The 26,526-nt window shown below is 68.6% G+C and carries 19 protein-coding genes and 2 pseudogenes; 8 read left to right on the top strand and 13 right to left on the bottom strand.

Annotated features, from left to right (window positions below; translation table 11 throughout):
• Positions 1–44: 44 nt before the first annotated feature.
• A complete protein-coding gene (locus SK803_RS17740) occupies positions 45–1,631 on the bottom strand; it encodes a glycoside hydrolase family 76 protein (protein WP_319967123.1) in 1,587 nt (528 codons plus the stop codon).
• A 199-nt stretch (positions 1,632–1,830) separates the two neighbouring features.
• Positions 1,831–2,352, bottom strand: a complete 522-nt coding sequence (locus SK803_RS17735) for a MarR family winged helix-turn-helix transcriptional regulator (protein WP_319967122.1) — start codon at positions 2,350–2,352, stop codon at positions 1,831–1,833.
• A gap of 190 nt (positions 2,353–2,542) precedes the next feature.
• Here SK803_RS17735 and SK803_RS17730 point away from each other — a divergent pair, with 190 nt between their 5' ends.
• The 5 genes from SK803_RS17730 (at position 2,543) to SK803_RS17710 (ending at position 9,118) form a co-directional block, all read left to right on the top strand.
• Positions 2,543–3,682, top strand: coding sequence for an ABC transporter substrate-binding protein (locus SK803_RS17730; protein WP_319967121.1), 1,140 nt, complete (start codon positions 2,543–2,545; stop codon positions 3,680–3,682).
• A gap of 48 nt (positions 3,683–3,730) precedes the next feature.
• Positions 3,731–4,672, top strand: coding sequence for an SMP-30/gluconolactonase/LRE family protein (locus SK803_RS17725; protein WP_319967120.1), 942 nt, complete (start codon positions 3,731–3,733; stop codon positions 4,670–4,672).
• 122 nt (positions 4,673–4,794) lie between these two features.
• Complete coding sequence (locus SK803_RS17720) at positions 4,795–6,072, top strand: cation:proton antiporter domain-containing protein (protein WP_319967119.1); 1,278 nt, start codon at positions 4,795–4,797, stop codon at positions 6,070–6,072.
• Between the two features lie 143 nt (positions 6,073–6,215).
• The gene (locus SK803_RS17715) at positions 6,216–7,325 is read left to right on the top strand and encodes a cytochrome P450 (protein ID WP_319967118.1); all 1,110 of its coding nucleotides are present in this window, start codon (positions 6,216–6,218) and stop codon (positions 7,323–7,325) included.
• A gap of 41 nt (positions 7,326–7,366) precedes the next feature.
• The gene (locus tag SK803_RS17710; RefSeq protein ID WP_319967117.1) at positions 7,367–9,118 is read left to right on the top strand and encodes an NAD(P)/FAD-dependent oxidoreductase; all 1,752 of its coding nucleotides are present in this window, start codon (positions 7,367–7,369) and stop codon (positions 9,116–9,118) included.
• 42 nt (positions 9,119–9,160) lie between these two features.
• Here the strand turns inward: SK803_RS17710 and SK803_RS17705 are convergent, their stop codons facing one another.
• From SK803_RS17705 to SK803_RS46555, 4 genes and pseudogenes are all read right to left on the bottom strand, one after another.
• Entirely contained in the window at positions 9,161–10,027 is an 867-nt protein-coding gene (locus SK803_RS17705; RefSeq protein ID WP_319967116.1) for an ABC transporter ATP-binding protein, read from the bottom strand.
• The gene (locus SK803_RS17700; protein ID WP_319967115.1) at positions 10,024–10,422 is read right to left on the bottom strand and encodes a GntR family transcriptional regulator; all 399 of its coding nucleotides are present in this window, start codon (positions 10,420–10,422) and stop codon (positions 10,024–10,026) included. Before SK803_RS17700 ends, SK803_RS17705 begins: the two co-directional genes overlap by 4 nt.
• Positions 10,423–10,465: 43 nt before the next feature.
• The gene (locus SK803_RS17695; RefSeq protein ID WP_319967114.1) at positions 10,466–11,449 is read right to left on the bottom strand and encodes an ABC transporter permease subunit; all 984 of its coding nucleotides are present in this window, start codon (positions 11,447–11,449) and stop codon (positions 10,466–10,468) included.
• Positions 11,450–11,814: 365 nt separating this feature from the next.
• A pseudogene (locus SK803_RS46555) lies at positions 11,815–12,315 on the bottom strand (ATP-binding cassette domain-containing protein); the annotation flags it as partial.
• A 215-nt stretch (positions 12,316–12,530) separates the two neighbouring features.
• Between SK803_RS46555 and SK803_RS17685 the strand changes: the two are divergent.
• A complete protein-coding gene (locus SK803_RS17685; RefSeq protein ID WP_319967112.1) occupies positions 12,531–13,550 on the top strand; it encodes a PQQ-dependent sugar dehydrogenase in 1,020 nt (339 codons plus the stop codon).
• 44 nt (positions 13,551–13,594) lie between these two features.
• Here the strand turns inward: SK803_RS17685 and SK803_RS17680 are convergent, their stop codons facing one another.
• From SK803_RS17680 to SK803_RS17655, 6 genes are all read right to left on the bottom strand, one after another.
• A complete protein-coding gene (locus SK803_RS17680) occupies positions 13,595–16,603 on the bottom strand; it encodes a substrate-binding domain-containing protein (protein WP_319967111.1) in 3,009 nt (1,002 codons plus the stop codon).
• Positions 16,604–16,700: 97 nt separating this feature from the next.
• On the bottom strand, positions 16,701–17,702 hold the full coding sequence (locus SK803_RS17675; RefSeq protein ID WP_319967110.1) for a LacI family DNA-binding transcriptional regulator: 1,002 nt from the start codon (positions 17,700–17,702) through the stop codon (positions 16,701–16,703).
• Between the two features lie 28 nt (positions 17,703–17,730).
• On the bottom strand, positions 17,731–19,053 hold the full coding sequence (locus tag SK803_RS17670; protein ID WP_319967109.1) for a GH1 family beta-glucosidase: 1,323 nt from the start codon (positions 19,051–19,053) through the stop codon (positions 17,731–17,733).
• The gene (locus SK803_RS17665; protein WP_319967108.1) at positions 19,050–19,877 is read right to left on the bottom strand and encodes a carbohydrate ABC transporter permease; all 828 of its coding nucleotides are present in this window, start codon (positions 19,875–19,877) and stop codon (positions 19,050–19,052) included. The genes SK803_RS17670 and SK803_RS17665 overlap by 4 nt, the downstream gene beginning before the upstream one ends.
• The gene (locus tag SK803_RS17660) at positions 19,874–20,833 is read right to left on the bottom strand and encodes a carbohydrate ABC transporter permease (RefSeq protein ID WP_406601546.1); all 960 of its coding nucleotides are present in this window, start codon (positions 20,831–20,833) and stop codon (positions 19,874–19,876) included. The genes SK803_RS17665 and SK803_RS17660 overlap by 4 nt, the downstream gene beginning before the upstream one ends.
• An 85-nt stretch (positions 20,834–20,918) precedes the next feature.
• Positions 20,919–22,202, bottom strand: a complete 1,284-nt coding sequence (locus SK803_RS17655) for an ABC transporter substrate-binding protein (RefSeq protein WP_319967106.1) — start codon at positions 22,200–22,202, stop codon at positions 20,919–20,921.
• 308 nt (positions 22,203–22,510) lie between these two features.
• Between SK803_RS17655 and SK803_RS17650 the strand changes: the two genes are divergently transcribed.
• Entirely contained in the window at positions 22,511–24,718 is a 2,208-nt protein-coding gene (locus tag SK803_RS17650; RefSeq protein ID WP_319967105.1) for a glycoside hydrolase family 9 protein, read from the top strand.
• Positions 24,719–24,851: 133 nt separating this feature from the next.
• Complete coding sequence (locus SK803_RS17645) at positions 24,852–25,754, top strand: glycoside hydrolase family 6 protein (protein WP_319967104.1); 903 nt, start codon at positions 24,852–24,854, stop codon at positions 25,752–25,754.
• Positions 25,755–26,064: 310 nt separating this feature from the next.
• Here SK803_RS17645 and SK803_RS17640 read toward each other — a convergent pair.
• A pseudogene (locus SK803_RS17640) lies at positions 26,065–26,487 on the bottom strand (ATP-binding cassette domain-containing protein); the annotation flags it as partial.
• Positions 26,488–26,526: the final 39 nt, after the last annotated feature.

The raw sequence follows: 26,526 nt of genomic DNA, 5'->3' as shown, positions 1-26,526 counted from the left end.
GCTCTGTCCACAGCGGACAGAGCGCCCTTTGTCGCCCGGGCCGCTCAGCCGGCGGCGTTCATGAGGTCCACCGCGCTGTGCTGACGGGCGGCATCACTGCGCTGGAACGGGCCCGCCCACGGCTGGTCGTACGCGTCGGCGCTGGAGCGGTCCCGTGTGTAGGCGGTGTCGGCCTGGCGACGCAGGTAGGTGGTGTAGGGGCGGTCTGCCAGTGCTCTGTTCAGGGTGGACAGACCGCGGACGTAGATTCCCTTGAAGGACGGGACATCCCCGCCGCCGCCGTTGTCGAACAGGATGCCGCCCGGGTTGAGGAAGCTGCTGCTGGTCGAGGCATCGGCGAGGGCGCGTGCTTTGGTGAGCAGGCTCGTGTCTCCGGTGGCCCGGTACAGTTCGGTCAGCGCGGCGAGCGGAACGCCCTGGTTGTAGCTCCACGGTGTCAGGTTGTTGTTGGCGCAGGTGGTTGTCGTCAGGCCGTCGTTGACCAGGTTGGCGCTGTTGATCATCTTGCTGTTGACGAACCAGGTCCAGCCGGTCCTGGCGCGCTGCAGATAGCCGGTGTCGCCGGGGATCCTGTTGTGCAGCGCGGCATTGAGCTGAACGTACAGCGAGTTGGTGATCGCGTTCTTGTAGTTTCTGCTCGCGCTCCACCACACTCCGCCGCCACACACCGAGTCCCAGTACCGGAAGATGTGGTCCGCGCCGATCCGAGCGGTGTTCAGGTACCTGCTGTCCCCGGTCAGGTCATAGGCGGCCAGCCACGCCAAGCCCCACCAGGCGATGTCGTCGTTGTAGTCGTTGATGAAATTGCCCTGCCAGGCAGGGAGATTGAGGTTGTAAGTGCGGGCGATGGCGTAGCGGTAGCTGTTCATCCCGGTCAACCGGATGTTGTCGATGATCGCGGTGAGCGCGTTGGCGGAGTTCCACCAGCTGGTCGTGTCGAACAGGCCGTTGCCGAGGTTGTAACGCTCCATCAGCGCTGTTGCCGCAGCCGTGCGCCGTTCGCCGGCGTTCCACGTCGTGCGATACCAGCTCGTGCAAGCGATCGTGGACGATCCGGCCGGCCGACCGCAGGCTCGCAGCAGGCCGACCCCGAAGTTGGCCCAGTCGTCCACGTTGAACATCATGGTTCGCCAGTCGCCGAAGCCCGGCGGGACCGACGTGTTACCGAGCCGGGAGCCGGATCCCCAGCTGACACCGGCGTCGAAGGACCGGTCCAGCCACACCTCGTCCCCTTGCCCGGTAGCCGAGATCGCCGCCCAGCCCATCGCATCCGCGTCGTCGAAGTGCAGGGAGATCCGGCGACTGCCGACCGTGACGGTCTGGGTCAGCCGGTCCGCGGGCGCGAGGGCGGGGTCACGGCCGTCGCAGTACTTGTTGCAGATGACGGCTGCCGCGGCTGGTGCCGCGTTTCCTGTTGATGGCGGGCCACCCGTCCGCTGCGGTGCGCTGGTGCCGGGCTGGTGGACGGACCGCCTCGAACCGGGTGGCAGGGCAGGATCGCGGTTGTCGCAGTAGTTGCCGCAATCAACGACGGGTTGACTCGTCTGCGGAGTGACGGCCACCGGCTCGGGCGGCACGGCCACGACGAGCGCGGACATCATCAGGGACGGGAGAAGAACACTTCTGAGCATGGGGCCTCCCGAGGCGGGGTGGGCGGCCCGAGAGTGCTTGAGAGCGCTCTCAAGACTTGACGCTAGGGTCGGGCAATCTTGCTGTCAACGCATCCCGCTGGTCAGGTTCTTGTCAGGCTGTGCCGAGATGTCGAGGTCCACAGCTGGATCACCCGAGGTGCTTGACGCAGGTCCTGGCCCCCCGATCCCGCGGTTGAGGTCATCCAGCGGCGTGATCGGGAGGCGGCCAGAGCGCGTCGGAGTCCATGTGGCCGAGGATGCGGTGGCCGAGGTCGCGCAGGTGGCGCAGGTCGGCGGGGCTCAACGCGTCGAGGACCAGGGTGCGCACGGCGTTGACGTGGCCTGGCGCGGCAGCAACGACCTTGTCGTGGCCCTCGTCGGTGAGGATGGCGTTGGTGTAGCGCCCGTCGTCCGGGGATGGTTCGCGGCGCATCCAGCCCTGCCGTTCCATGCGCTTGACCAGGTGCGACAGCCTGGACAGTGAACCGCCGGTCAGCTCGGCGAGCGCGCTCATCCGCAGCGTGCGGTCCGGCCTGGAGGACAGCTGGGTCAGCACGGTGTACTCGAAGTGGCTGATGCCGGAGTCGGTTTGCAGCTGCTTGTCCAGCGCGACCGGGATCTTCGACATCAGGACCGCCAGCGGCAGCCAGGCTTCCTGCTCCGGACCGGTCAGCCAACGCGGCTCGGCGGCGCCCGGTCGAGGTGGGTGAGCCTTGCTCATGCCGGCCAGCGTACCTGACTTGAATCGTCAAGCTGTTTGGGCTGCAAGTTCCTTGAAGGTTCAAGTCGGCTCAGCTCGCTGTCGACGCGCTCGCGCCAAGTAGTCCCGCAGATTAACTTGAACATTCAAGTCATCACGGCTACGTTTGACTTGAATGTTCAAGTGATCATCCCCGAAGGGACGGGCTTCCATGAGCGGCTTCCTGAACAGGCGCCGGGTACTCACCGGCGGCGCTGCCGTGCTCGGTGCGGCGATGCTCGGTCCGGCACGGTCGGCCCAGGCGGCGGCACCGGTGGGCGGTGGCAAGGGTGTCTCGGAGGAGTCCAGGACGCTGGATGAGCTTTATCGGGAGGCTTCGGCGCACGGCGGCAAGCTCGTCGTCTACTCGGGTGGCGACCGAGCGTCTTCGGCGGATGCCGTCCGTGCGGCGTTTCTCGCGGCTTTTCCCGGCATCGAGCTGACGATGATCGTGGACTACAGCAAGTTCCACGACGTCCGGATCGACCACCAGCTCGCGACCGGGACGCTGGTGCCCGACGTGGTGCTGCTGCAGACGTTGCAGAACTTTCCCCGCTGGGCCGACGAAGGCAGGCTCCTGCGGTACAAGCCGGCCGGTTTCTCGAAGATTCACAACGCGTTCAAGGATCCCGGCGGTGCGTGGCTGGCACCGTTCATCGTCGGGTTCAGCTACATGTACGACGCCGCCACCGCTGGATCAGCGGCGCCCCGATCACCCGCGGACCTGGTCGATCCACAGTGGAGGGGCAGGATCGCGTCCTCCTACCCCCATGACGACGACGCGGTCCTCTATCTCTACAAGCTGTACGTGGAGACCTACGGCTGGGGCTGGCTGGACAAGCTCGTCGCGCAGGACCCGCAGTTCGCCCGCGGCAGCTTCACCCCTGCCGCGGCGGTCGGCGCCAGGCAGAAGGTCATCGGCATCGGGGGATCCGGCTCGCTGGTCGCTCCCGCGACGACGCCGGCCAGGTGGGCCGTGGCCGACGGGCACCCGTTCATGGCCTGGGGCCAGCGGATGGCGATCTTCAACAACGCCGCGAACCTGGCCGCCGCCAAGCTCTACGTGAACTGGATGGTGTCGGCCGAACGTCAGATGGCGGCGTTCAACGGCTGGTCGGTGCGCACCGACATCACCCCGCCCGGTGGTCTCAAACCGGTGTGGCAGTACCCCAACGCGAACGTCGACGGATTCCCGCGCTTCATGGCCGACCGCGCCGAAGCCGAACGCTGGCGGCAGACGTTCGCACTGTACTTCGGCGAGGTGCAGGGCGAGCCGACTCCCGGCCGGCTCGGGCTGCACCCCGGCAGGTAACAGCACTCCCTTTTCCTACAACGGTATTCCGGACCATTGGAGACACTCATGCGCACCACACCCCCGCGGCTGACAGTGCTCAGGCGCGCACTCGCGACACCCCTGCTCGTGATGGCGCTCGCGACCGCGGCCGCCGTCCCTGCCGCCGCGTCGCGCCCGCAGATGATCGTGCTCCCCGGCGCCGTGTCGGCCGAAGGCATCGCCGTCGGCCGCGGCAGCACGTTCTTCGCCGGAGACCTCATCCGCGGCGACATCTTCCGCGGCGACCTGCGCCGCGGCCAAGCCGAGATGTTCATCGACAACCCCGACGGGCGCATGGCCGTCGGCATGGCCGCGCTGCCCTCGCACAACCTGCTCTTCGTCGCCGGCGGCCAGACCGGCCAGGCCTACGTGTACGACACGGACACCGGCGCGACCCTGGCCACCTACCAGCTCGGCGACCCGTCCGCCTCCATCATCAACGACGTGGCCGTCACCTCGCGTGGCGCCTGGTTCACCGACTCGCGGCAGGCGAAGCTCTACTTCGTGCCGGTCGGCCCGGCCGGGACGCTCGGGCGGTTCCAGACGTTGCCCGTCACCGGACCCGCGGCGGTCACTCCCGGGCAGTTCAACCTCAACGGCATCCAGGCCGCGCCAGGGGGCCGGACACTCGTCGTGGCGCACTCCGGCACGGGCAGCGTGTACCGGGTCGACGCGGCCACCGGCGCCAGTGTCCTCATCGGCGGGGTGAGCGTGCCCGGCGTCGACGGACTCGTGCTCTCCGGCCGGTCGCTGTGGGCGGTGCAGGCATCGAACCAGATCAGCCTGATCCATCTCAGCACTGAGCTCGACTCGGGTGTGGTGCAGAAGGTGATCACCAGCGACCTGCTCCAGTCACCGGCGACCGCGGCACTGCACGGCAACCGGCTCGCGGTGATCAACGGGAAGTTCGACACCGGTTTCCCGCCCACCGCGGACCAGTACGAGGCGGTCGTCATCCCGGCTCGATAGGGGGCCGGTCCACGCGCTGATGGACATCAGCCGGACAAGTTTCTCGTCCGGCCCCGCCGATCGATGTCAACGTTGTCATCCCTGCCCTGTGACACGTGCTGTCGGAGAGTTCGAGGTGACCTGTGGAATTCCCGCACATTCACGCACTGGCGGCGGAATCAGCCGCTGCCGACCCTGTGGCACATTTCCTGCTGGCCCTCGCGGTGATCGTCGTCGTGTGCAACCTGCTCGCCTGGATCTTCCGCGAACTCGGGCAGCCGCCCGTGGTCGGCGAGATTCTCGGCGGCCTGCTGCTCGGGCCCACCGTGCTGGCGCAACTGTGGCCGGCGGGCTCGGCGTGGCTGCTGACACCGTCCGTTGTCGGCACGCTGAACGTGGTGGCCCAGCTCGGTCTGGTCACGTTCATGTTCCTGCTCGGCAGCGAACTGCGGTTCGGTGCGGCCGGCGCGGACCGCAAGATCGTCACCGCGGTGGTGGCGGGCAGCATCGGGCTGCCGTTCGCCGGCGGTGTCCTGCTCGCCCTGTTCGGGCAGCCGCTGATCGCGGGCGAGGCCGGGGGTGGGGTCGCCTACCTGGTGGTCTTCGGCCTGGCGGTGTCGATCACGGCGCTGCCCGTGCTGGCCAGGATCCTCGTGGACGCCCGGATGGACACCACCAGGGTGGGCCGGGTGGCGCTCGCCTGTGCGGCGGTTGGTGACGGTGCCGCGTGGATGGTGCTCACGGTCGTTCTCGCGGTGTCCGGCCTGGCGGCGTCGGGCAGCGCCGTCCTCACGGTCGTCCTGGTGGGCGGCCTGGTCCTGGTCACCGCGCTGGTGGTGCGCCCGGTGCTCGCCTGGCTGGTGGAGCGGGCCGGTGGTGGACCGCTGCTGCTGCCGATGCTGGTGGCCGGCGCGGTGGCGTACGCGGCGGTCACCCAGCTGATCGGCCTGCACGCCGCGGTCGGGGCGTTCCTGTTCGGTGCCGTGCTTCCGCGTGACGACACCATCATGCGGAAGGTCCGCCAGCAGTTGCACGGGTTCGCCGAGGTGGTGCTGCTGCCGCTGTTCTTCGCGAGCGTCGGGTTGAGCACCGCGGTCACCGCGGTCGGCGGCTCGGTGGCGAACTGGCTGCTGCTCGGCGCGGTGGTCGTGGTCGCGACGCTGACCAAGGTCGTCGGCGCGGGCGGCGCGGCCTACCTCGCCGGGATGCCGATGCGTGAGTCCCTGCAGATCGGCGCGTTGATGAACTGCCGGGGCGTCACCGAACTCATCGTCGCCACCATCTGCTTGCAGTACGGCGTGGTGAACACGTTCGGATTCACCGTCCTCGTGTTGATGGCCCTGTGCACCACCGCGGTGACCGGTCCCTTGTTGAGGCTCTTCACCTCGGACAGCCGGGAAGTCGTCGTCCAGCAGCGCTGAGCTCGTTCTGCCGCGCGGACAACCATTCGGAGATTCTGATGTTTCTGACAAATGAGTTCAGCCTGAGCAATCCCGATCTCTTTATCGATCCATACCCCGCTTACGCGGAAATGCGGGAAAACGATCCCATTCACCGTTCGCAGATGTACGGCGGTTCGTGGGTCCTCTTCTCCTACGAGGACGCGGCCGCGCTGCTGCGCGACCCGAGACTGACCAACAACCGGGCGAACCTGCCGGTGCTGGCGCTGCCCGAAGAGGAGCGAGGCCAGTTCGACGACTTCGTCTCATTCCTCCGCACCTGGACCGCGTTCTACGAGGGCGACCACCACCTGTTGCGCCGCAAGAGGATGGACGAGGTCTTCCGCGTGCTGACGCCCTCCCGTGTCGCGGCCGTCGTCCACGAGGTGGTCAACCGCCTGATCGACGGCTGGGGCGGCCGGCGCTCGATCGACGTGGTGCAGGACTTCGCGCGGCCGTTGCCCGCGATGGTGTTCACCCGGCTCATGGGTGCGCCGGAAAGCGACTACGCGCAGCTCGACCACTGGGCCGACGACATCGCGTACCTGTTCGGTGCCAGCGACCTGACCGTCGAGGACGTGAGCCGCGGCTGGGAGAGCGCGCAACTGCTCGTGGCGTACCTGCGCGACCTGGCCGCCGACATGGCGAGGTTGCCGCACAACAGCATCCTGGGCGGACTGATGGCGCAGGACAACCCCGGCTTCAGCTTCACGGAGGCGGAAGCGTGCGCGCAGGTCGTGCTGCTGATGTTCGCGGGCCTCGAACCCTCGCGCCACCTGATCGGCAGCGCGGTGCTCGGGCTGCACCGGTTCCCCGAGCAGCGGGCGCTGCTGGCCGAGCAGCCGCGCCTGTGGCCGGCGGCGGTGGAGGAGTTCCAGCGGTTCGACCCGCCGGTGCAGTACATCGGCCGGATGGCCGCGGAGTCCTTCACCTACCGCGGTCACCAGATCGAGAAGGGGCAGCTGGTGCTGCCCCACGTCGGGTCGGCCAACCGCGACCCGAAGCAGTTCACCGATCCGGACGTGCTCGACGTCCGCAGGCGGGCCAGGCATCTCGCGCTGGGGGAGGGGGTGCACCGCTGCGTCGGCGCCGCCCTGGTCCGCGTCCAGACCGGCGTGGCGGTGCGGACGCTCCTGGAGCGGTTCCCCGGCCTGCGCGTGAGTGGGCATCTGAAGCCGATATGGCATTCGTACGTGGGATTTCACGGCCTGCAGTCCCTGCCGGCCTGGCTCTGAACTCGACGGCGTTCTCACATCTCTTCAGGAGGAAGTTCCCCATGGGCAAGGAAATCAGCTCCGAGTACGACGTCGTCGTCATGGGCGGCGGACCGGCCGGCTCGACCCTCGGCGCGATCCTCGCGCGCCGCACGGACCTGCGCGTCGCGATCTTCGAGAAGGAGCTCTTCCCTCGCGAGCACATCGGCGAGTCGTTCGCGCACACCATGATCCCGGCGCTGGAGCAGAGCGGGGCGCTGCCGAAGGTGCTCGCGAGCGAGTGCTGGATCAAGAAGTTCGGCGGTGGCGTGTTCAACTGGGGCGAGACGCCGATGGTCGCCTTCTTCGACCAGCCCAACTACCTCAAGGACGGCGTGCACCGCTTCGCGATCCACGTCAACCGCGCGGAGTTCGACGACATCCTCCTCAAGCACGCCGCCGAGGTCGGTGTCGACGTCTTCGAGGAGACCTCGGTCAGCGGGTTCTCCTCCGACGGCCAGGGCTGCACCGTGACGCTCAAGGACGGCACCGAGGTCAGGGCGAAGTACTTCGTCGACGCGTCGGGACGGCGCAACAGCATTGCCGCCAAGCAGAAGCGGGAGTGGCTCTCCGGCTACCGCAACATCGCGATCTGGCAGCACTTCCTCGGTGGCAAGAACGTGCAGAGCCTGCCGGGCGACTGGAACATCTTCGCGCCCGGCGACCTGTCGCCCATCGGCTGCTTCGCGTTCCGCGACGGCTGGTGCTGGTACATCCCGGTGCCGAAGGTGATCAACGGCGAGCGCAGGGTGACCCACTCGATCGGCATCGTGACGATTCCGGAGATCCTCAAGCAGGACGGCTACGACTTCACCGACCAGAAGACGTTCCTCGACACGGTGAAAGAGGTGCCGTACCTCAAGGACCTCATCGCCGACGTCGAGCCCGTCGCGGAGAAGATGCTCACCGCGACGAACTACTCGATGATCAACGGGAAGTTCTCCGACTACGACGAGCGGTGGCTGCTCGCGGGTGACGCCTCCTACTTCGTCGACCCGCTGTTCTCCTCAGGTGCCGGGTTCGCCGTGAACATGGCCGCGAACGCCGCGATGGTGCTCGAACAGACGTTGTCCGGCGACCTCGACGAGCAGTCCATGCGGGACCTGTGGCGTGACTACGACGACGGCTGGCACGGCATGGCGGAGAACTTCGCGCTGTCGATCGACCAGTGGTACCACGCGCTGGGCAACGCGAGCCCGGACAGCATCTACTGGAGCCACCGCGGCAGCAGCCCCGACCTCGACATCCAGGAACGCACCTTCGACGTGCTGATCAACACCGCCGTTACCGCGCACGTGCTGCAGAACATCGTCGACGGCCCGGTCGAGGGCATGGCCCCGGCGCCCGTCCAGGCGAAGCCGGGGCCGACGCCCACCTCGGAGCCGTTCGACCCGGACACCGTGCTGATCCTGCGTCCCGAGGTGCGGCTGCGGCAGTCCGTCGCGCTGGACGTGCCGGGCTTCAAGGGTTTCCTGCCCGCGCCGCCGTTCGACGAGGACGTCGACGACGAGACCAGGGCCGCGATGGCCCGCTACTGGTCCGATCCGGTCGCGAACGGCGACGCGCTCACGTCACCGGTCGCGCATCCCGTGCCAGCGCACCGGTTCGCCTTCGACGGCACCGAGATCCGGGGTCTCGACCGCGAGGGCGCTGCCGAACTGGTGACCCTGCTGGAGTCGGGTGCGACCGCCGGACAGTTGCGGGACAAGCTCACCGGAGTCCAGCACCACCTGTTCCAGCGCCTCGTGCGCGCCGGAATGGTGGTCGCGGCCTGACCACACCGCGGGTCACCGGGAACTCCCGGTGGCCCGCGATGGTCAGTTCACGGATGCCCGCCGTCGTTCGCGGGCAGCCCGGAGGTAGCCCTTCACCAGCGACTCCAGGTCGGGCTGGGCGGCCATCCAGCCGCCGGGTGGCGGGCCGTCGGCGCCGCGCACCAGCAGGGTGGTCTGCCGTTCGGTGCGGGAATCGGAGACGATGGTGCCGCGCACCTCCGGCTGCTCCACCGCGGGACCGACGAACAACCGGTGCTCGGCCAGGACGTCGTCCACGTCGCCCGCGAGCTGGATCCGGCCGTCGTCGAGGAGCAGCAGGTGGTCGCAGACGTCGCTCAGGTCGCTGAGCAGGTGGGACGACATCAGCACCGTCGTGCCACGATCGGCGACCTCGGTCATCAGGATGCGCAACGCCTCGTCCCTGGCCAGTGGGTCCAGATCGGACAGTGGCTCGTCGAGCAGCAGCACCCTCGGCAGCCTGCCCAAAGCGAGCGCGAAAGCCACCTGTGTGCGCGTGCCCGCGGACAGCGACCGCACCTTGGCATCGCGGTTCACGCCGGCGAGCAGGTCGAGCACCTCGTCCACGCGCTGCTGGGACCAGCGGTGGTTCATCGCGGCCAGGACGCGCATGTTCTCACCGACGGTGAGGTCCTGGTAGAGCGGTCGGCGCTGGGCGAGGAACGAGACGTCCGGAGGTGTCCGGCCGCGCACCCCGCTGCCGTGCACCCTGATCCACCCGCTCGTGGGCGTGATCAGCCCGGCCGCGAGTGAGAGCAGCGTGCTCTTGCCCGCGCCGTTCGGCCCGACCAGCGCGGCCACGCGTCCTTCCGGCAGAGTGAAGGCGCAGTCGTCGAGAGCCTGGACGCGACCGAACTTCTTGGACAGGCCCTTCGCGCTCAACGCGTTCATGAACGAGGTCCTCCCATGGGGTAGCGCTCCTCGCGGACATCGATGTAGAGCGCGTCCACGTCCTCGATGCCCAATCCACTGGACGAGGCCCGGTCCATCCAGTCCGCCAGGTCCCGGCGCAGGGGCGCTTCGCGATTGGTCGCTTCTCGGGCCAGTGACCGCGTGACGAACGTGCCTGTTCCGCGGCGGCCCTCGACCAGCCCTTCGTGCTCCAGTTCCCGGTAGGCCTTCTGCACGGTGTTGGGATTCACGGCGGTCGCCTCGACCACCTCCCGCGCCGATGGCAGTCGGTCGCCCGGCTTGAGCAGTCCCATCCGCATGGCCTGCTTGACCTGTTGAGCTATCTGCAGATAGGGGGACAGCCCGGAGCGCCGATCGATTCGGAACTCGATCACGCCTGCCAGCATAGGTGCCTCACCGGCGTTGACGGCCGCACGGTCACGTCTGCCGCCGCAGCGCCCATCCGGTGGCGAGCACGAACACCACCGCGAGACCACCGAAGATCGACGCCTCGACCAGGTGCAGGGTGCCGACCTCGCTCGAGGGGATGATGTCGGAGAAGGACTTCGCCAGGCCCTGCTCGCGGTAGCAGGTGGCCAGATCCGTGGCCGCCTCGGTGTTGCCCCGCGAGCCGCACTGGCCGATCCGGTCCTCGGCGCCGTCCGGCACCGGTGTTCCTCGCGCGTCCAGGTAGCCGCTGCGCACGACCAGGGCTGCCTGATCGGTGACACTGGGCTGTGAGGGGTCGTCGGAGACGACCCGCTGGGTGGGGAGCAGGAACTGCTGCACACCGGTCAGGACGAAGCGGACCACCACGAACACCGCGAGCGTCACGGCCATCGCGGCCAGCGTCCGCCCGGACAGGGCGCCGACGAGCATGCCGAGCCCGAAGGTGAACAGGGCGTAGGACACCGGCGCGAGACCGCTGGTGCCGAAGTTGCTGTAGACGAACGGCCCCGAGACCAGCGGTCCCAGCTTGCCCGCCGCGTTCAGCCACCCCGTGACCAGCAGCTGCAGGACGACCAGGACGACCAGCGCCGGCGCGGCGACGACCGCGAACTTGGTCGCCATCCACCGGGTGCGGCTCACGGACTGGGTGAACGCCAGCACGTGCGTGCCCTGTTCGAGCTCCCTCGCGAACAGCGGCGCACCGCAGAACAGGCCGATCAACGCCGGCAGCGCGAGGACGAGCAGCTGGCCGATCTTCATCCGGTCGAACCAGACGGCCTGGAACTCCTGCGCGGCCAGTCCGCACGTGCTTCCGGGCTGCACGCCGCTCGCGATGCAGGACGCGAGACCGTGAGTGTCCAGATAGGACGACATCGAGGACCGGAGGAGCAGGACGCCCGCCGCGCCCACCACCAGCACAGCGAGCAGGGTGATCAACTGGGCGCGCTGCTGGCGCCATACGACCCAGGTCATGCGGCTACCTCCGAGCTCGCGCCACGCATGTAACCCAGCGCCAGATGCCCCAGCGTGGGCCGGAACCGCCGCCATCCCGGTGTGGTGCCGATGGCGTTCGCGGGTACCAGCAGATGCTGGCCGTTGACGCCCCGCTGCGCATCGATCACGGCGGCGCGCGGTACTGGCTCGGGGTGCCCTGGCGGGCCCGCGAGCACCACGTGCCCGTTGAGCAGGTGGTCGACGTCGCCGGAGAGCCGCACGCGGCCGCCGACCAGCAGCAGGAGGTGATCGCACACGCCCTCCAGCTCAGCCAGCACGTGGGAGGACAACACCACGGTGATGCCCTCGCGGCGGCTCTCCTCGACCAGTGTGCCCAGTACCGCCTGCCGGGCGATCGGGTCCAGGTCGGCGAGCGGTTCGTCGAGCAGCAGGAGGCCGGGGCGCTTGCCCAGCGCCAGTGCCAGCGCGACCCTCGTGCGCTGGCCACCGGAGAGGGTGCCGACCTTGGCGGACATCGGAACCTGCGCGCGGGACACCAGGTCCTCGGCGTAGGACTGGTCCCACGTGGGGTTGGCGTGCTTGCCCAGCTGGAGCGTCTCGGCGACGGTGAACTGCGCGTACAGCGGTTTCTGCTGCGCGAGGAACGCCACCGCGGGATGCATCCCCTTGCCGTGCGGGGTGTCGCCGAACACGGAGATCGTGCCCGTGCTCGGCCGCGTCAGTCCGGTGATCAGCCCCATGAGCGTGCTCTTGCCCGCTCCGTTCGGACCGACCAGCGCGACCACCCGGTTGCCCGGGATCTCTGTCGAACAGTCCCGCAGCGCCCAGCCCCGGCGGTAGTTCTTGCCCAGTCCGTCGGCGAGTACCGGCGGTTGGTTCGTCATGTGCTTCTCCTTTCGACGCCGCTGACGGTACACCAGTTCACTAGATACCTAGGTAACTGGGAATGTGATCCAGGACTCCGCGATGAGCCGAATGGCGCCGCTGACGTGTAAGCGCTCCCACCGGAAGGGTTCCCGCGGAGCGGAATGGGTGCTTGCATGCACGTTGAACGCCTCACGCTGCCGCCGCCGCGTCGAACAAGTCGAGGAGGGCACGCATGAGACTCCGCAACACTCTGGCGATCGGGGCCGCGGTCGTCGTGGGCCTGTCGCTGACACCGGGAGCCGCTTTCGGCGTCGAGCGCGACGTGGCGACCAATCTGGTCGTACCGTGGGACATCGATTTCCTGCCCGACCGGTCGGCGTTGGTCACCGAACGCGGCTCGGCCAGGGTTCTGTCCGTCACCGGAGGTGTGACGCGCGAGGTCGCTCGCATTCCCGGCGTGTCGGCGCAGGGTGAGGGTGGCCTGCTGGGCATCGCCGTCTCGCCGACGTACAGCACCGACCGGTACGTGTTCGTCTACTACACGTCCACTTCGGACAATCGAATCGCCCGCTTCCGCATCGGCGAGACACCACAGCCGATCGTGACCGGCATCCCGCGTGGCCGGACGATCCACAACGGCGGCGGGTTGTCGTTCGGCCCGGACGGTCTGCTCTACGCCGGCACCGGCGACGCGGGCAACACGGCCAACGCGCAGAACCCTGGCTCGCTGGGCGGCAAGATCCTCCGGATGACGATGGACGGCAGGCCCGCACCGGGCAATCCGACGTCCTCGCTCGTCTACAGCCTCGGCCATCGCAACGTGCAGGGTCTCGCGTGGGACGCCCAGCGCCGGATGTTCGCCGCCGAGCTGGGGCAGAACCGGCTCGACGAGCTGAACCGCGTCCAGCCCGGCGGCAACTACGGCTGGCCGGCGTGCGAAGGCCCCTGCAACGACCCCAGGTTCGTCGATCCCGTGCTGACCTGGTCCACCGCACAGGCCTCGCCCAGCGGCCTCGCGTTCCACCAGGGAAACCTGTACATGGCGGCGCTGCGCGGCCAACGGCTGTGGAAGATCCCGGTCGCCGCCGACGGTGGCGTCGGCCGGCCGCAGGCGTTGTTCTCCGGCGTCTACGGCCGGTTGCGCGCGGTGACGGCCGCGCCGGACGGCACGCTGTGGTTCTCGACGTCGAACCGCGACGGCCGCGGTACCCCTCAGGCCGGTGACGACCGGATCGTCAGCACGACGAGTTGACCGAACCTGCGGGGAGGGCCTGCATCGCACGGCCCTCCCCGCTCTCAGCCGGCTTGATCGAGCAGCCCGCGGACCACGTCCAGCAGGTCGGCCTCGGCGTAGGGCTTGGCGAGCAGGACAGCCGCATCGTCCAGTTTCTCCGAAGTCGTGCGGCCGGACACGTACAGCACCGGCACACCAGGCCGGATCCGCCGCAGCGTGGCCACGAGTTCGGGCCCGCCCATCTTCGGCATCACGACGTCGGTCACGACGAGGTCGATGTCGTCGTGGGTGTCGACGAGCTTCAGCGCCTGCAGGCCGTGGCGCGCCTCGATCACCGCGTACCCGGATCGTTCCAGCAGGCGGCGCGTCAAGGCGCGCACCTGGCTGTCGTCCTCCACCAGCAGGATGGTCTCCGAGCCCTGCTGAGGTGACGTCCGTGGTGTGGCGCAGGGGAGCGCTGCTGTGGAACTCCACGCACGGGGCAGATACACGGACACCGTCGTGCCCGCGCCGGGCGAGCTCGTCAGGTCGATCTGGCCGCCACTCTGCTGCACGATCCCGAACACGGTGGCCAGACCGAGACCGGTGCCCTTGCCCACCGGTTTCGTGGTGAAGTACGGCTCGAAGATCTGCGCCTGGACCGACTCGTCCATACCTGCGCCGGTGTCGCCGACGCTGAGCATCACGTACTCACCGGGGCGCACGCCGACGATGCGGCCGGGGTGGCAGGCGTCGAGGTGCACGTTGGCCGTCCTGATGCTGAGCACGCCGCCGCCCGGCATCGCGTCACGGGCGTTCGCGGCCAGGTTGAACAGGATCTGCTCGAGCTGCCCGGCGTCCGCCCAGACCGGCGCCACGTGCGGCGGCACGTCCAGCGCCAGCTCGACGTCCTCGCCGACCAACGTCGCCAGCATCGCCCTCACCTTGGTGATCGTCGCGCTGAGGTCCACGCACTCCGGCGCCAGGACCTGCTGGCGGGTGAACGCGAGCAGCTGCTGGGTCAGGTTCGCCGCGCGCTCACCGGCGTGCCGGATGTCCTCGATCTCCGTACGCCGCGGGTCATCCGGGGAACAGCGCCGCAGGAACGCCTCGCTGTTGCCGTTGATGACGGTCAGGATGTTGTTGAAGTCGTGGGCGATGCCACCGGTGAGGCGGCCGATCGCCTCCATCTTCTGCGCGTGCCGCAGCTGTGCCTCCAGCCGCTCGCGCTCTGCGATCTCGTCGACCAGTGCCGCGGTGCGCTCCCGCACCCGGTCCTCCAGCTCGGCATGGGCCAGCTCCAGTGATCGCCGCGCCTGTTCGGCCTCGGTGAGGGCCTGCCGTTCCCGCTCCAGCATCCTGATGCCGCGCAAGGCACTGCTGAGCTGCTGCTGGATAGCTTCGTAGACCCAGCCCGGCATCGAGCCCACCTCGAACAGCGCGAACCCGAGCTGTTCCTCGAGCCCGAAGAGCGCGGCGGCCACGAAGCTGCCCGGCGCCGGCCGGTCGATCCGGTGGGGTGTGAGCTGTGTGGACCGGAAGGACAGCGCCGTGCGGTCCGGCCGCAGTTCGCCGTTCTCGTACGACATCAGCGGGCGTGCCCACTCACGGGTCGACTCGAACGTCATCACGTGGCAGCCGGGGATGCCCAGCCTCGGCAGCTCGGCCACCAGCGCGCCGGTGAGCTCGGCGACGTCCCGCGAGACGATCAGCCGCTGGCCGGCCTCGCGCACGGTCTGATCCTGCCGTTCGTGCAGGAGGTACTCGAACGTCCTCTCCCGCTCGACCACGTCGGACACCATCAGCTGCACCCGCAGCCACAGGTCCTCGATCGCGCCCTCGTCGGTGCCGCGCGCGAGAGCGAACCGGCGCAGGTAGAACAACGGCGCCCACCACGACTGCGCCGCGCATCCGGCGCGTGCGCTGTCGCGCAGGTGCTCCGCGAACACCGCGAGGAAGCCCTCTGGCCGTCCGGCGTCGAGGAACAGGCCGATCAGGCGTTCGGCCCAGCCGTCCGGCAGCACGGCCGACTGCGGACCGAGCCCCTGGCGCAGGTTCGCGGCCACCGCCTCGGCGGTGTCGTGCTCCGGTACGGCGAGCTCACCGTGCGCCGGTGCGGAGATTCCTTTGCCCGACGGGATGCAGCCGCACGAGCGGCGCACGACGAGCTCGGTCGGGACGATCTCCAGCGGGGGTGCGGGCTCACCCCGGACCAGCGCGTGCGCCAGTTCGGCGGCCCTGTACCCCATCTCGTGGAACGGAGCTCGCACCGTCGTCAGCGCGGGCGTCCCCGCGTCGATGTTGACCCGGCGGTGCACGCTGCCCGAGGCCGGCGACGCGGCTGCTTGGTAGCCGAGATCGTTCGAGCGGATGCACGTGTGGTTGTCGTACCCGACGACCGCCACGTCCTCCGGCGTGCGCAGGCCCGCCTCCTGCACCGCGGTCACCACGCCCAGCGCGAACTCGTCGTTGGCCGCCGCGAAGGCGTCCGGCGGTTCCACCGCCTCGTCCAGCATCGCGGCGACCGCGTCCGCCGCGGCGGCGGGATCCCAGGACGGGGCGGGCGCGGTCACGAGCCCCGGTTCGACCGGGAGGCCGTGGCGGGTGAGCGCGTCCAGGTAGCCCTGGTAGCGGTCCTGCGCGCCGACATGTGCCAGCGGGCCGCGGACGAAACCGATCCGCCGATGGCCGTGCACCTCGATCAGATGGCTGACCGCCTGGTCCATGCCGGCGCGGTTGTCCATCAGCACCGTCGGCCAGTCCGCCAGGTGCGCCTCGACGCTGACGATCGGGATGGGCGCGTAGCGGACGGCGAACTCGCGCATCGCGGCCTCGCCGATCTGCTGGCTGATCCGCGTCGTCCAGATGACGAGCGCGTCGATCCGGTCGGGCGCGATGAGGTCGTAGACCGCGTTGGCCTGTCGTTTGTGGCGGTCCGGATGGGCAAGCTCGGTGCCGGTGAAGCAGATGAGGTCGCAGCCGGCCGCGGTCGCGCCGTCGCTGACGCCCTGCCACTGCTCACCGGCGAGTTCGATGAGCGGGCCTGCCGTGATCATGCCGATGGTGGGCCGCACTGTCTCGCCATGTTCCACGAAACCTCACATCTGGCTCGTCGCGCGGTCAAAGCCGGCGTCAGATGATAATCGCCGCCTGAGTCGTTGCCCGGCAAGCAGTTCAGCGGTCACCGGCTCAGGCGGAGTCGCGGATGACCAGTTCCGTGGGCAGGATCAGCGATGTCGGCTGCTCACCGTTCAGCAGTCGCACCAGCATCCGGGTCATCTCCCGCCCCAGCGCCTCGATGGGCTGCCGGACCGTGGTGAGCGCGGGCTGGGTGTGCTTGGCCGTCACGATGTCGTTGAAGCCGACCACCGCGACGTCCTCCGGAACGCGCTTGCCGTGCTCCTGCAGCACGGCGAGCGCGCCGGTCGCCATCGCGTCCGACGCCACGAACACCGCGTCGAGGTCCGGGTGGTCGTCGAGCAGCAGCTTCATGCCCGCGGCCCCGCTGGCCTCGCTGAAGTCACCGTGCGCGACCCGCTGATCGCTCAGCCCCGCCAGCACGACGGCCTCGCGAAAACCCAGGTAGCGCGACGTTCCGGCGTGGGTGTCGAGCTCACCGGTGATGGTGCCGATGTTCTTGCGACCCGACGAGATGAGGTGCTCCACGGCGGAGCGGGCGCCACCCCGGTTGTCCGCGTCGACGTACCACTGCGGGGTCCGGTCGAGCGACCGGCCGCCGTGCACGGTGGGCAGTCCGCTCTCCTCCGTCATCTTCGACAGCGGGTCGTTCTCCTTGAGCGCCAGCAGCATGACGCCGTCCACGCCGCGTGACTGGAGGACCCTGGCGAGCCGGGCACGACCCCGTTCCGACGCGGCGAGCACCAGCATCAGCTGGAGGTCGGTCTCCTCGATGACCGCGTTGACCCCGGTGATCACCTCGGCGAAGAAGAGGTTCGCGAAGAGCGCGGGGTCGTCGCTGGAGATCGCGAGCACCACCGCGCCCCGGCGCTGAGTGGCGAGCGAGCGGGCCGCGGTGTTCGGGACATAGCCGAGTTCGGCGATCGCGATCTCCACGGCCCTGCGGGCTTTCGCGCTGACGTGGCGGGCGTTGTTGATGACGCGGGACACCGTGCCGGTGGAGACACCCGCACGCTGCGCGACCTCTTCCAGGGTGGGCGGTCGCGTGTTCATGGCCGGAGCCTATCAATTCTGTAAGCGCTCACAGGCCACCACGCCTGATCACGTCGGCATACCACCGCGCACTGTCCTTGAGCGTGCGGCGCTGGGTGGCGTAGTCGACGTGCACGATGCCGAACCGCTGGGCGTAGCCGTAGGACCATTCGAAGTTGTCGAGCAGTGACCAGGCGAAGTAGCCCTTCAACGGCACCCCGTGCGCCGCCGCTTCCGCGCACGCCCGCACGTGCCCGTCGAGGTAGGCGACGCGGGCCACGTCGTGCACCTCGTCCTCGAACGCGGCACCGTTCTCGGTGATGTACAACGGGATCGCGGGGTAGTCGCGTTCCAGCCGCAACAACAGGTCGAGCAGGCCGCGTGCGTCGATCTCCCAGCCGATGGAGGTGCGCTGCCTGCCACCGTCGTGCTGCCGCACGTGTTCGGAGCCGACGTACGCGGACGGGCTCGGTGTCGTGCCGTGGCCGACCAGCATGGGGGAGTAGTAGTTCACTCCGAGGAAGTCGATCGGCGCGGCGACGGTCTTGAGATCGCCCTCCTGCACGTGGTCGAAACCGGTGATCGGCGCGAGGTCCTCGACCACGTCGTCCGGATACGCGGCCGTCAGCACCGGGTCGAGGAAGAACCGGTTCTGCATCCCGTCGATCCGGCGCGCCGCGTCGAGGTCCTGCTCCGCCGTGGAGGCAGGGGTGACGTGCGTGAGGTTCAGCGTGATGCCGACCCGTGCTTCTGGCATCGCCTGAACCGCGAGACCGTGGCCCAGCAGGAGATGGTGGGCGGCGCGGACGGCGGCGGCGGGCTCGCGGCGGCCGGGCGCGTGCCTGCCGGTGGCGTAGCCGAGGTACGCCGAGCACCACGGTTCGTTCAGCGTCGTCCAGTGGCTGACCCGGTCGGCCAGTGCCTCGTGCACGATCGCCGCGTACTCGGCGAAGCGCAGCGCGGTGTCCCGCTCCGGCCAGCCGCCCGCGTCCTCCAGCGGCTGCGGCAGGTCCCAGTGGTACAACGTCGGCCACGGCTCGATGTCCTGTTCCAGCAAGGTGTCGACGAGCCGCCGGTAGAAGTCGAGCCCGCGCTGGTTGACCGCACCAGAGCCGAGTGGTTGCACCCGAGGCCACGCGATGGAGAACCGGTACGCGCCGAGTCCCAGCTCGGTCATGAGCCCGACGTCCTCGCGGTACCGGTGGTAGTGGTCGGCCGCCACGGCACCGGTGTCACCGTTGTCCACCTTGCCCGGCGTCGCGCAGAAGGTGTCCCAAATGGACGGTAGCCGCCCGTCCTCGGCGGCCGCGCCCTCGATCTGGTAGCTCGAGGTGGCCGCTCCCCAGAGGAAGCCGGGTGGGAACGTGGTCATGCCTTGACCGCTCCTTCCATGATGCCGCCGATGATCTGGCGACCGAACGCGATGAACACGAGCAGAAGCGGCACCGTGGCGACCAGCGCTCCGGTGAACATGAGCGTGTAGTCCGTGTAGTAGCTGGTGGAGAGCTGGCTCAGCGAGAACTGCACGGTCGGGTTGTCCGCCTCCAGCACGGCGAGCGGCCAGAGGAACTCGTTCCACGTGCCCATGAACGTGAACAGGCCGAGCACCGCGGCGCCGGGGCGCAGCGCGGGCAGCACCACGGTCCAGAAGACGCGGAAAGTGCTGCACCCGTCGACCCGCGCGGCCTCGATGAGCTCGTCGGGCACCGCGCGCTCGGCGTACTGGCGCATCAGGAAGACGCCGAACGCGGACACCAGCGACGGGACGATGATCGCTTCCATCCGGTTCTGCCAGCCGAGCTCGACCATGATCATGTACAGCGGGATGATGCCCATCTGCACGGGGATCATCATGGTCGCGAGGATGACCAGCAGCAGACCGTTGCGGCCGCGGAACTTCAGCTTGGCGAAGGCGAAACCGGCGAGCGAGGAGAAGAACACGACCGCCACGGTCACCACGACCGAGGAGAGCGCCGAGTTCCACATGCCCAGCAGGAAGTTCGCCTGGTCGGCGTCCAGCAGCCTGCCGAGGTTCTCGCCGAGGTTGGGGCCGGGCAACAGCGGCGGCGGCCAGTCACCCACCACGTCGTTGGACCGCGTCGCGACGACGAAGAGCCAGTACAGCGGGAACGCCGAGAGCACGATGCCCGCGATGAGGGTGCAGTAGAGGAGGGGCTGGGATTTGCGCACGGTCACTTCCCCTTTCGCGTGATGAGGAAGTTGACGACCGCGAGGATCGTGATCAGCAGGAAGATCATCCAGGCGACGGCGGAGCCGTACCCGTAGTCGAAGTCGCGGAACGCCTTCTCGAACATGTACATCGACACCGTCTGGAACTGCCGCAGACTGCCACCGGAGATCGCGAAGGTGCCCTGGCCGAAGATCAGTGGTTCGGTGAAGAGCTGCATGCCCGCGATCGTCGAGACGATGACGGTGAAGATGATGGCCGGCCTGATCATCGGGACGGTGATGCTCCAGAACTGCCGGGCCTTGGAGGCACCGTCCACAGTGGCCGCCTCGTACAGGTCGCGCGGGATCGACTGCATCGCCGCGAGGTAGATCAGGGCGTTGTACCCGGTCCACCTCCAGTTGACCATGGTGGCGATCGCCGTCCAGGACGACCACTTGTCCGCCCGCCAGTCGACCGGGGCGATGTTCACCAGGCCCAGCAGGCCGTTCACCACGCCGGCGTCGCGGTCGAAGATCTGGCTGAACACGATGCCGACCGCCGCCACCGAGGTCACGATCGGCAGCAGCACGCCCATCCGCAGGAACGTCAGCCCGCGCAGCTTCTGGTTGAGCAGGCTCGCGAGGACCAGCGCGAACAGCAGCTGCGGCACGGTCGCCAGCACGAGCATGCCGATGGTGTTGTAGACGGCGTTCCAGAAGTCCGGATCGCCGAACAACGTCACGTAGTTGTCGAGTCCGACGAACGCGCCGGCGCCGCTGATGTCCCAGTCGTGCAACGACACCCAGGCCGTGTAGCCGAGCGGGAACAGGCCGAAGATCGCGAAGATCACGAAGAACGGCGCGATGAACAGGTAGGGCGACCAGGCCGTGTCGATCCGGGACAACCGGGCGCGCAGCCTGATGCGCGGCTTCGCGGGCGGCTCGCCGCTGACGGCGGGCCTCGTGGCCGTCCTCGGCCGCAGATCAGTCACCAACGTGTGTCCTCAATGGAGAAGATGGGCAGGCGGCCGGGGCGGTTGCCGCACGCACGCCCCGGCCGCCAGGTCCTCACTTGACCAGCCGCTTGGCGTCGTCGACTGCCTTGGCCCACGCCTCGCCGGGGCTGAGCTTGCCCTGCTCGACGGCGGTCAGCGCGTTGGTCATGCGGTCGTTGATGGCGACGTTGTCCGGGCCGAGGTAGACGGGCCTGAGTGCCTTCACGCTGTCGCCGAAGATCTTGCCGACCGGCGCGTCGTTGAAGTACGCGTTGGTGAAGGCCTGCACGGCCGGGTCGTCGATGGCCTGCGGGGAGGACGGGAAGTTGTTCTTCGACTTGAAGGCCGCCGTCTGTCCCTTGGCGCTGGTCAGGAACTTCGCCAGCTCGGCGGCCTCCTTCTGGTGGGTGCTCTGCGTGGGCACCGCGAGGAACGACCCGCCGCGGACGGCGCCGTTACCGGGCACGCGGGTGACGTCCCACTTGCCCTTGTTCTCCGGCCCTGACTGCTTCTCGATCGTGCCGAGCATCCACGAGGGGCAGGGGATCGTGGCGAACGTGCCGTTCTTGAATCCGGCGTTCCACTGTGGACTCCACTGCTCGATGTTCGCCGAGAGTCCCGCCTCGACCATCTCGACGGTCTGGTCCCAGGCCTTCTTCACACCGGGGTTGCTGTCGATCACGAGCTTGGTGGAGGTGTCGTAGTACGTGTGGTCGCCCTGCTGCATCAGGATGTTCTGGTACAGGCCGCCGGACGAGTCGTAGAAGCCGGCGCCGGTGTTCGCGCCCTTGAACCGCTTGCCGGTCGCGATGTAGTCGTCCCACGTGGGCCAGAGCTTGCCGACCTCCTCGCGGGCGGTGGGCAGGCCGGCCTTGGCGAAGAGGTCCGTGCGGTAACACATGCCCTGCGCCCCGACGTCCGTGCCGAGACCGATGACCCTGCTGCCGTCCGCGGTGGACGCCTGCTTCCACTTCCACTCGAGGAAGTTGTTCTTGAGCTCGCCGGCGCCGTGGTCGAGCAGGTTCACGAACTGGTCGGGCTTCGCCATGAACTGCGAGAGGATGCCCTCCTCGATGGCGACGACGTCACCCGCGCCCTTGCCGGTCGCGAGCCACTGCTGCAGCTTGGGCAGGTAGTCGCCCAGCTTGCCGACGTTCTCCTCCTTGATGGTGACGCCGGGGTGGCTCGCCTCGTACTCCTTGTAGAGCTGGTCGTAGCCGAACTGGCTGAAGGTCTTGACGATCAGCGTGGTCTCGCCAGAGCTGGAGCCGGCGGACCCGCCGCCGCACGCGGAAACCGCCACGAGTGCGCTGAGCAGTGTTGTGGCGAGCAACGCCCGCCTCGGCCGAGCAACCATCAAGGACCTCCAGTTGGCGGATGGTCAGCAAGCGGTAACACCTGCGTTCGGGGCGCTTGGTAACCATGGAAACACCGTTCACCTGCTGCGACGCTGCGGCTTGTGCCGGTGTGGGCGCTAGCGGATCGGGGGAAACTGTTAGCGCTTACAGCACTGTAACCACGACGCCATCCGGATGTGAAGAGGTAACCCGGGTCACAATTCGGCGACGTGTGGTCGTTGACACCCGGGGTCGAGTGGGTGACCATTCGCCTCGACGCTGCGGTCGCGCCGGGAGACCTTCGACCCGAGAGGGCTCCGGTATGTCCGTGAAAACCAAGCTGATCGCCATCGGCCTCCCGCTCGTGCTCGTCGCCGGTGCCGCGCTCCCCGCGACCGCCGCCGAGGGCTACGAGCGCGTGCTGAACGGCACCTTCGACAGCGTGAAGACTCCGTGGTGGAGCAGCGGGAACACTCCGTCCAGAGTGGAGTCCGGCAGGCTCTGCGCCGACATCCCGGCAGGTACGGTCAACCCCTGGCAGTCGATGATCGGCCAGAACGACGTGCCGCTGGAGGCGGGCCAGCCCTACACGCTGCGCTTCACCGCCACCGCGACGAAGAACGTCACGGTCAGGGCAACTGTGCAGCTCGCGGTCCCGCCGAGCACCACCACGATGAACAAGGCGGCCGCCCTCACCAGCACCCCCAAGACGTTCGAGTTCACCGGAACGTCCACAGTGGCCTCCCGCAACGGACAGGTAGCCATCCAGGCCGGTGGCGCGACCGAGGCCTACACGCTGTGCCTCGACGACGTCTCCCTGACTGGTGGCATCATCCCGCCGGGCGGCGGCTGGGACTACGGCTCACCGGTACGAACGAACCAGCACGCCTACCCGGCGTCAGGCACGAAGCGCGCCTCGATCGCCGACAGCTCCACCACTCCGCTGCCGTGGCAGCTGCGTGACGCGGCCGGCCAGGTGGTCGCCAGCGGGGAGACGCAGGTCAAAGGTGACGACGCGATGACCCGCGACCACGTGCACATCGCCGACTTCACGTCGTACCGCACGGCTGGAACCGGTTACACGGTGGCCGTCGGCGATCAGGTCAGCTACCCGTTCGACATCGCCGCCAAGCCCTACGACAGCCTGCGCCGGGACGCGCTCGCGTACTTCTACCACAACCGCAGCGGCCTCCCGATCGAGGCGAAGTACGTCGGTGACGCGTACGCGCGCCCTGCCGGACACGTCGGCGTCGCGCCCAACAAGGGCGACATCTCCGTGCCCTGCCAGCCAGGTGTCTGCGACTACTCGCTCGACGTCAGCGGCGGTTGGTACGACGCCGGCGACCACGGCAAGTACGTGGTGAACGGCGCATTGGCGGCGTGGCAGCTGATGGACCTGTACGAGCGTTCCCTGTACCGCCTCGACATCGAGGGCCTGCGTGACGGCCTGCTCGCGATCCCGGAGCAGGACAACCGCGTGCCCGACGTGCTGGACGAGGCGCGCTGGGAGGTCGAGTTCCTGCTGAAGATGCAGGTGCCCGCGGACAAGCCGCTCGCGGGCATGGCACACCACAAGATCCACGACCTGGCGTGGACACCGCACCCCACGATCCCGCACAACGACGCCCAGCCCCGGTACCTGCACGCGCCGTCGACGGCGGCCACGCTGAACCTGGCCGCCGCGGGCGCCCAGTGCGCGCGCATCTGGAAGCTGTGGGACCGGGCGTTCGCACAGCGCTGCCTCACGGCGGCGGAGACCGCGTGGCAGGCAGCGCTCGCCAACCCCTCTCGTTTCGCTCCGCGTGAGGACAGCGTGGGCGGCGGCCCCTACGACGACACGAACGTCACCGACGAGTTCTCCTGGGCAGCCGCCGAGCTGTACGCGACCACCGGCAACCGCGACTTCCTGAGCAAGGTCACCACGACGCTCACGCCCGCCGGGTTCTCCTGGAAGGACACCGGCGCGCTGGCCGACCTGACCATCGTCCGCCTGCCGTTCCGCTTCCCGATCGACCGCGTGCTCGCGGCCCGTTCCCGAGTGCTCCAGGTCGCCGACGGCCACGTGCGGGACCTGAAGTCGCAGGGCTACCCCAACCCGTCCAAGCCGTCCGACGGCCTGTACGCGTGGGGCTCGACCAGCGCCACCACGAACGCGGCGGTGATCATGGCGATGGCCTACGACCTCAGCCTGAAGCGCGAGTACAGCGACGCCGTCCTGGAGTCGATGGACTACCTGCTCGGCCGCAACGGCCTGAACCAGTCGTTCGTCAGCGGCTACGGCGAGCGGGCCAGCAAGAACCAGCACCACCGGCACTGGGCGCACCAGGTAGACCCCAGGCTGCCCAACCCGCCCGCCGGTGCGCTCGCGGGCGGTCCCAACTCGGGTCTGCAGGATCCCGTCGCCCAGCAGAACCTGCGGGGTTGTGCTCCCGCCAAGTGCTACATCGACGAGCTCGGGTCCTGGTCCACGAACGAGGTCGCCATCAACTGGAACTCGTCACTCGCGTGGATCGCGGCTTTCGCCGACACCCGATAGAGAAACTCCCGCCGCCGCACCGCCCGCACATCGCCGTGCGGGCGGTGTCCGCGACGGGTGAAAGGAAAACAGCCCGAACGAAAGGGGATCCACAGTGCGGTGGATTGTCCGTTTATCGGCGACCCTCACAGCAATGCTCCTGCTCCCCGTCACACCCGCTGCGGCAGCCAATCCCATTGACCTGACCAGCGGCTTCTACGTCAACCCCAACTCGTTGCCCGCCACCTGGGCCCGGAACAATCCCGGCGACTCCCGTGCGGCGCGCATCCAGTCGTCGATCGGCTCCAAGCCGATCGCCCGCTGGTTCGGCAACGACAGCAACATCGGCTCCACCGTCGCGAACTACACCGGCGCGGCGGACGGCCAGGACAAGCTCCCGGTGCTCGTCGCCTACAACCTCCCCGGCAGAGACGCCTGCGGGGGCCACTCGGGCGGCGGCGCGGGCAGTCCGTCGGCCTACCGGACCTGGATTTCCAGCTTCGCCGCCGGGATCGGGACCAAACCAGCGGTGGTGATCATCGAGCCGGACGCGCTCGGCGACTTCGAGTGCATGACCCAGACGCAGATCGACGAGCGCCTCGGCATGCTCACCTACGCCACCCAGATGTTCCAGCAGAAGTCACCGAACACCTACGCCTACCTGGACGGCGGCAACGCCGGATGGGTGGCGGCGTCCACCATGGCGAGCAGGCTGAACTCGGCCGGCGTGCGCAACATCCGCGGGTTCTCGGTGAACGTGTCGAACTTCTACACCACGAGCCAGTCGACGAGCTACGCCAACTCCGTGGTCAGCAACCTCGGCTACGCGGCGAGGTTCGTGGTGGACACGAGCCGCAACGGCAACGGGCACAACGGTCAGTGGTGCAACCCGGCCGGCCGCAGGCTCGGCGTGACCGCCCAGGTGGGCGGTGGCGCGGAGATGCTGCTGTGGGTGAAGACCCCTGGCGTGTCGGACGGGAACTGCGGCATCGCCCCCAACACGCCGGCGGGCCAGTTCAACCCTGACCTCGCCATCCGGCTGATCGACGGAACCTGATCTGAGGACCAGGGGCACGGGCACCTCGAAGTCCGCGTGCCCCCGGCGGTCAGGACTGTAACGGGAAAGCGCTTACCTTCATAGGTGCCATGGCAGTGCCATGGCGCAGGAGTTCGCACGAGCGAAGCGGTCACAGCGGACGGCCGCAGCTGGAGCAGTCGACCGGGCACTCCAGCATTGACGAGTGCCTGAGGCCGGGAACCACCAGCCGGTGAAATGGACATGACGGTGCCGGTTTCGGCTGCGGTGGTCAGGTTGGTCGTGGCGATGTCAGGATGTGGATCAGGAGGACCTGGCGTGGACGAGTCGTTCACCCAGCTGATGTAGCAGCCCGGTCGGCGGTCTGGTCCACTTCGGACAGGACGCGGCTGGACAGCAGCACGGTGCCGCCTCTCGCGGCGTGGCCCCGCAGCGGCGGGTTGGTGAGCAGGGCGTGGGCGATGCCCAGGCGTTGCCGCATGCCGAGGCTGTACTTGCCGATCTTGCGGGTGGCCGCGTCGGCCAGGCCCAGCATCTCCAGCACCTCGTCCGCGCGGCGGCTGGGCACGCCGGACAGGGTCGCGGCCATGCGCAGGTGGCCCCGGCCGCTGCGTCCAGGGTGGACGGCGGCCGCGTCCAGCAGCACACCGGCCACATGGGACGGACTGGGCCACGCGGTGAACGGGCGGCCCGCGATCATCGCCTGGCCGCGGTCCGGCCTGGTCAGGCCGGTGATCATGCGCAGGGGCGTCGACTCGCCGGCGCCGTGTCACTGTCCGTTGCGGGCTGATTC

It is taken from the genome of Lentzea miocenica (assembly GCF_033949945.1).
Lineage (GTDB): Bacteria > Actinomycetota > Actinomycetes > Mycobacteriales > Pseudonocardiaceae > Lentzea > Lentzea miocenica.
Note: the sequence above shows the minus strand (reverse complement) of the source record. Positions and strands in the feature narration are given on the sequence as shown.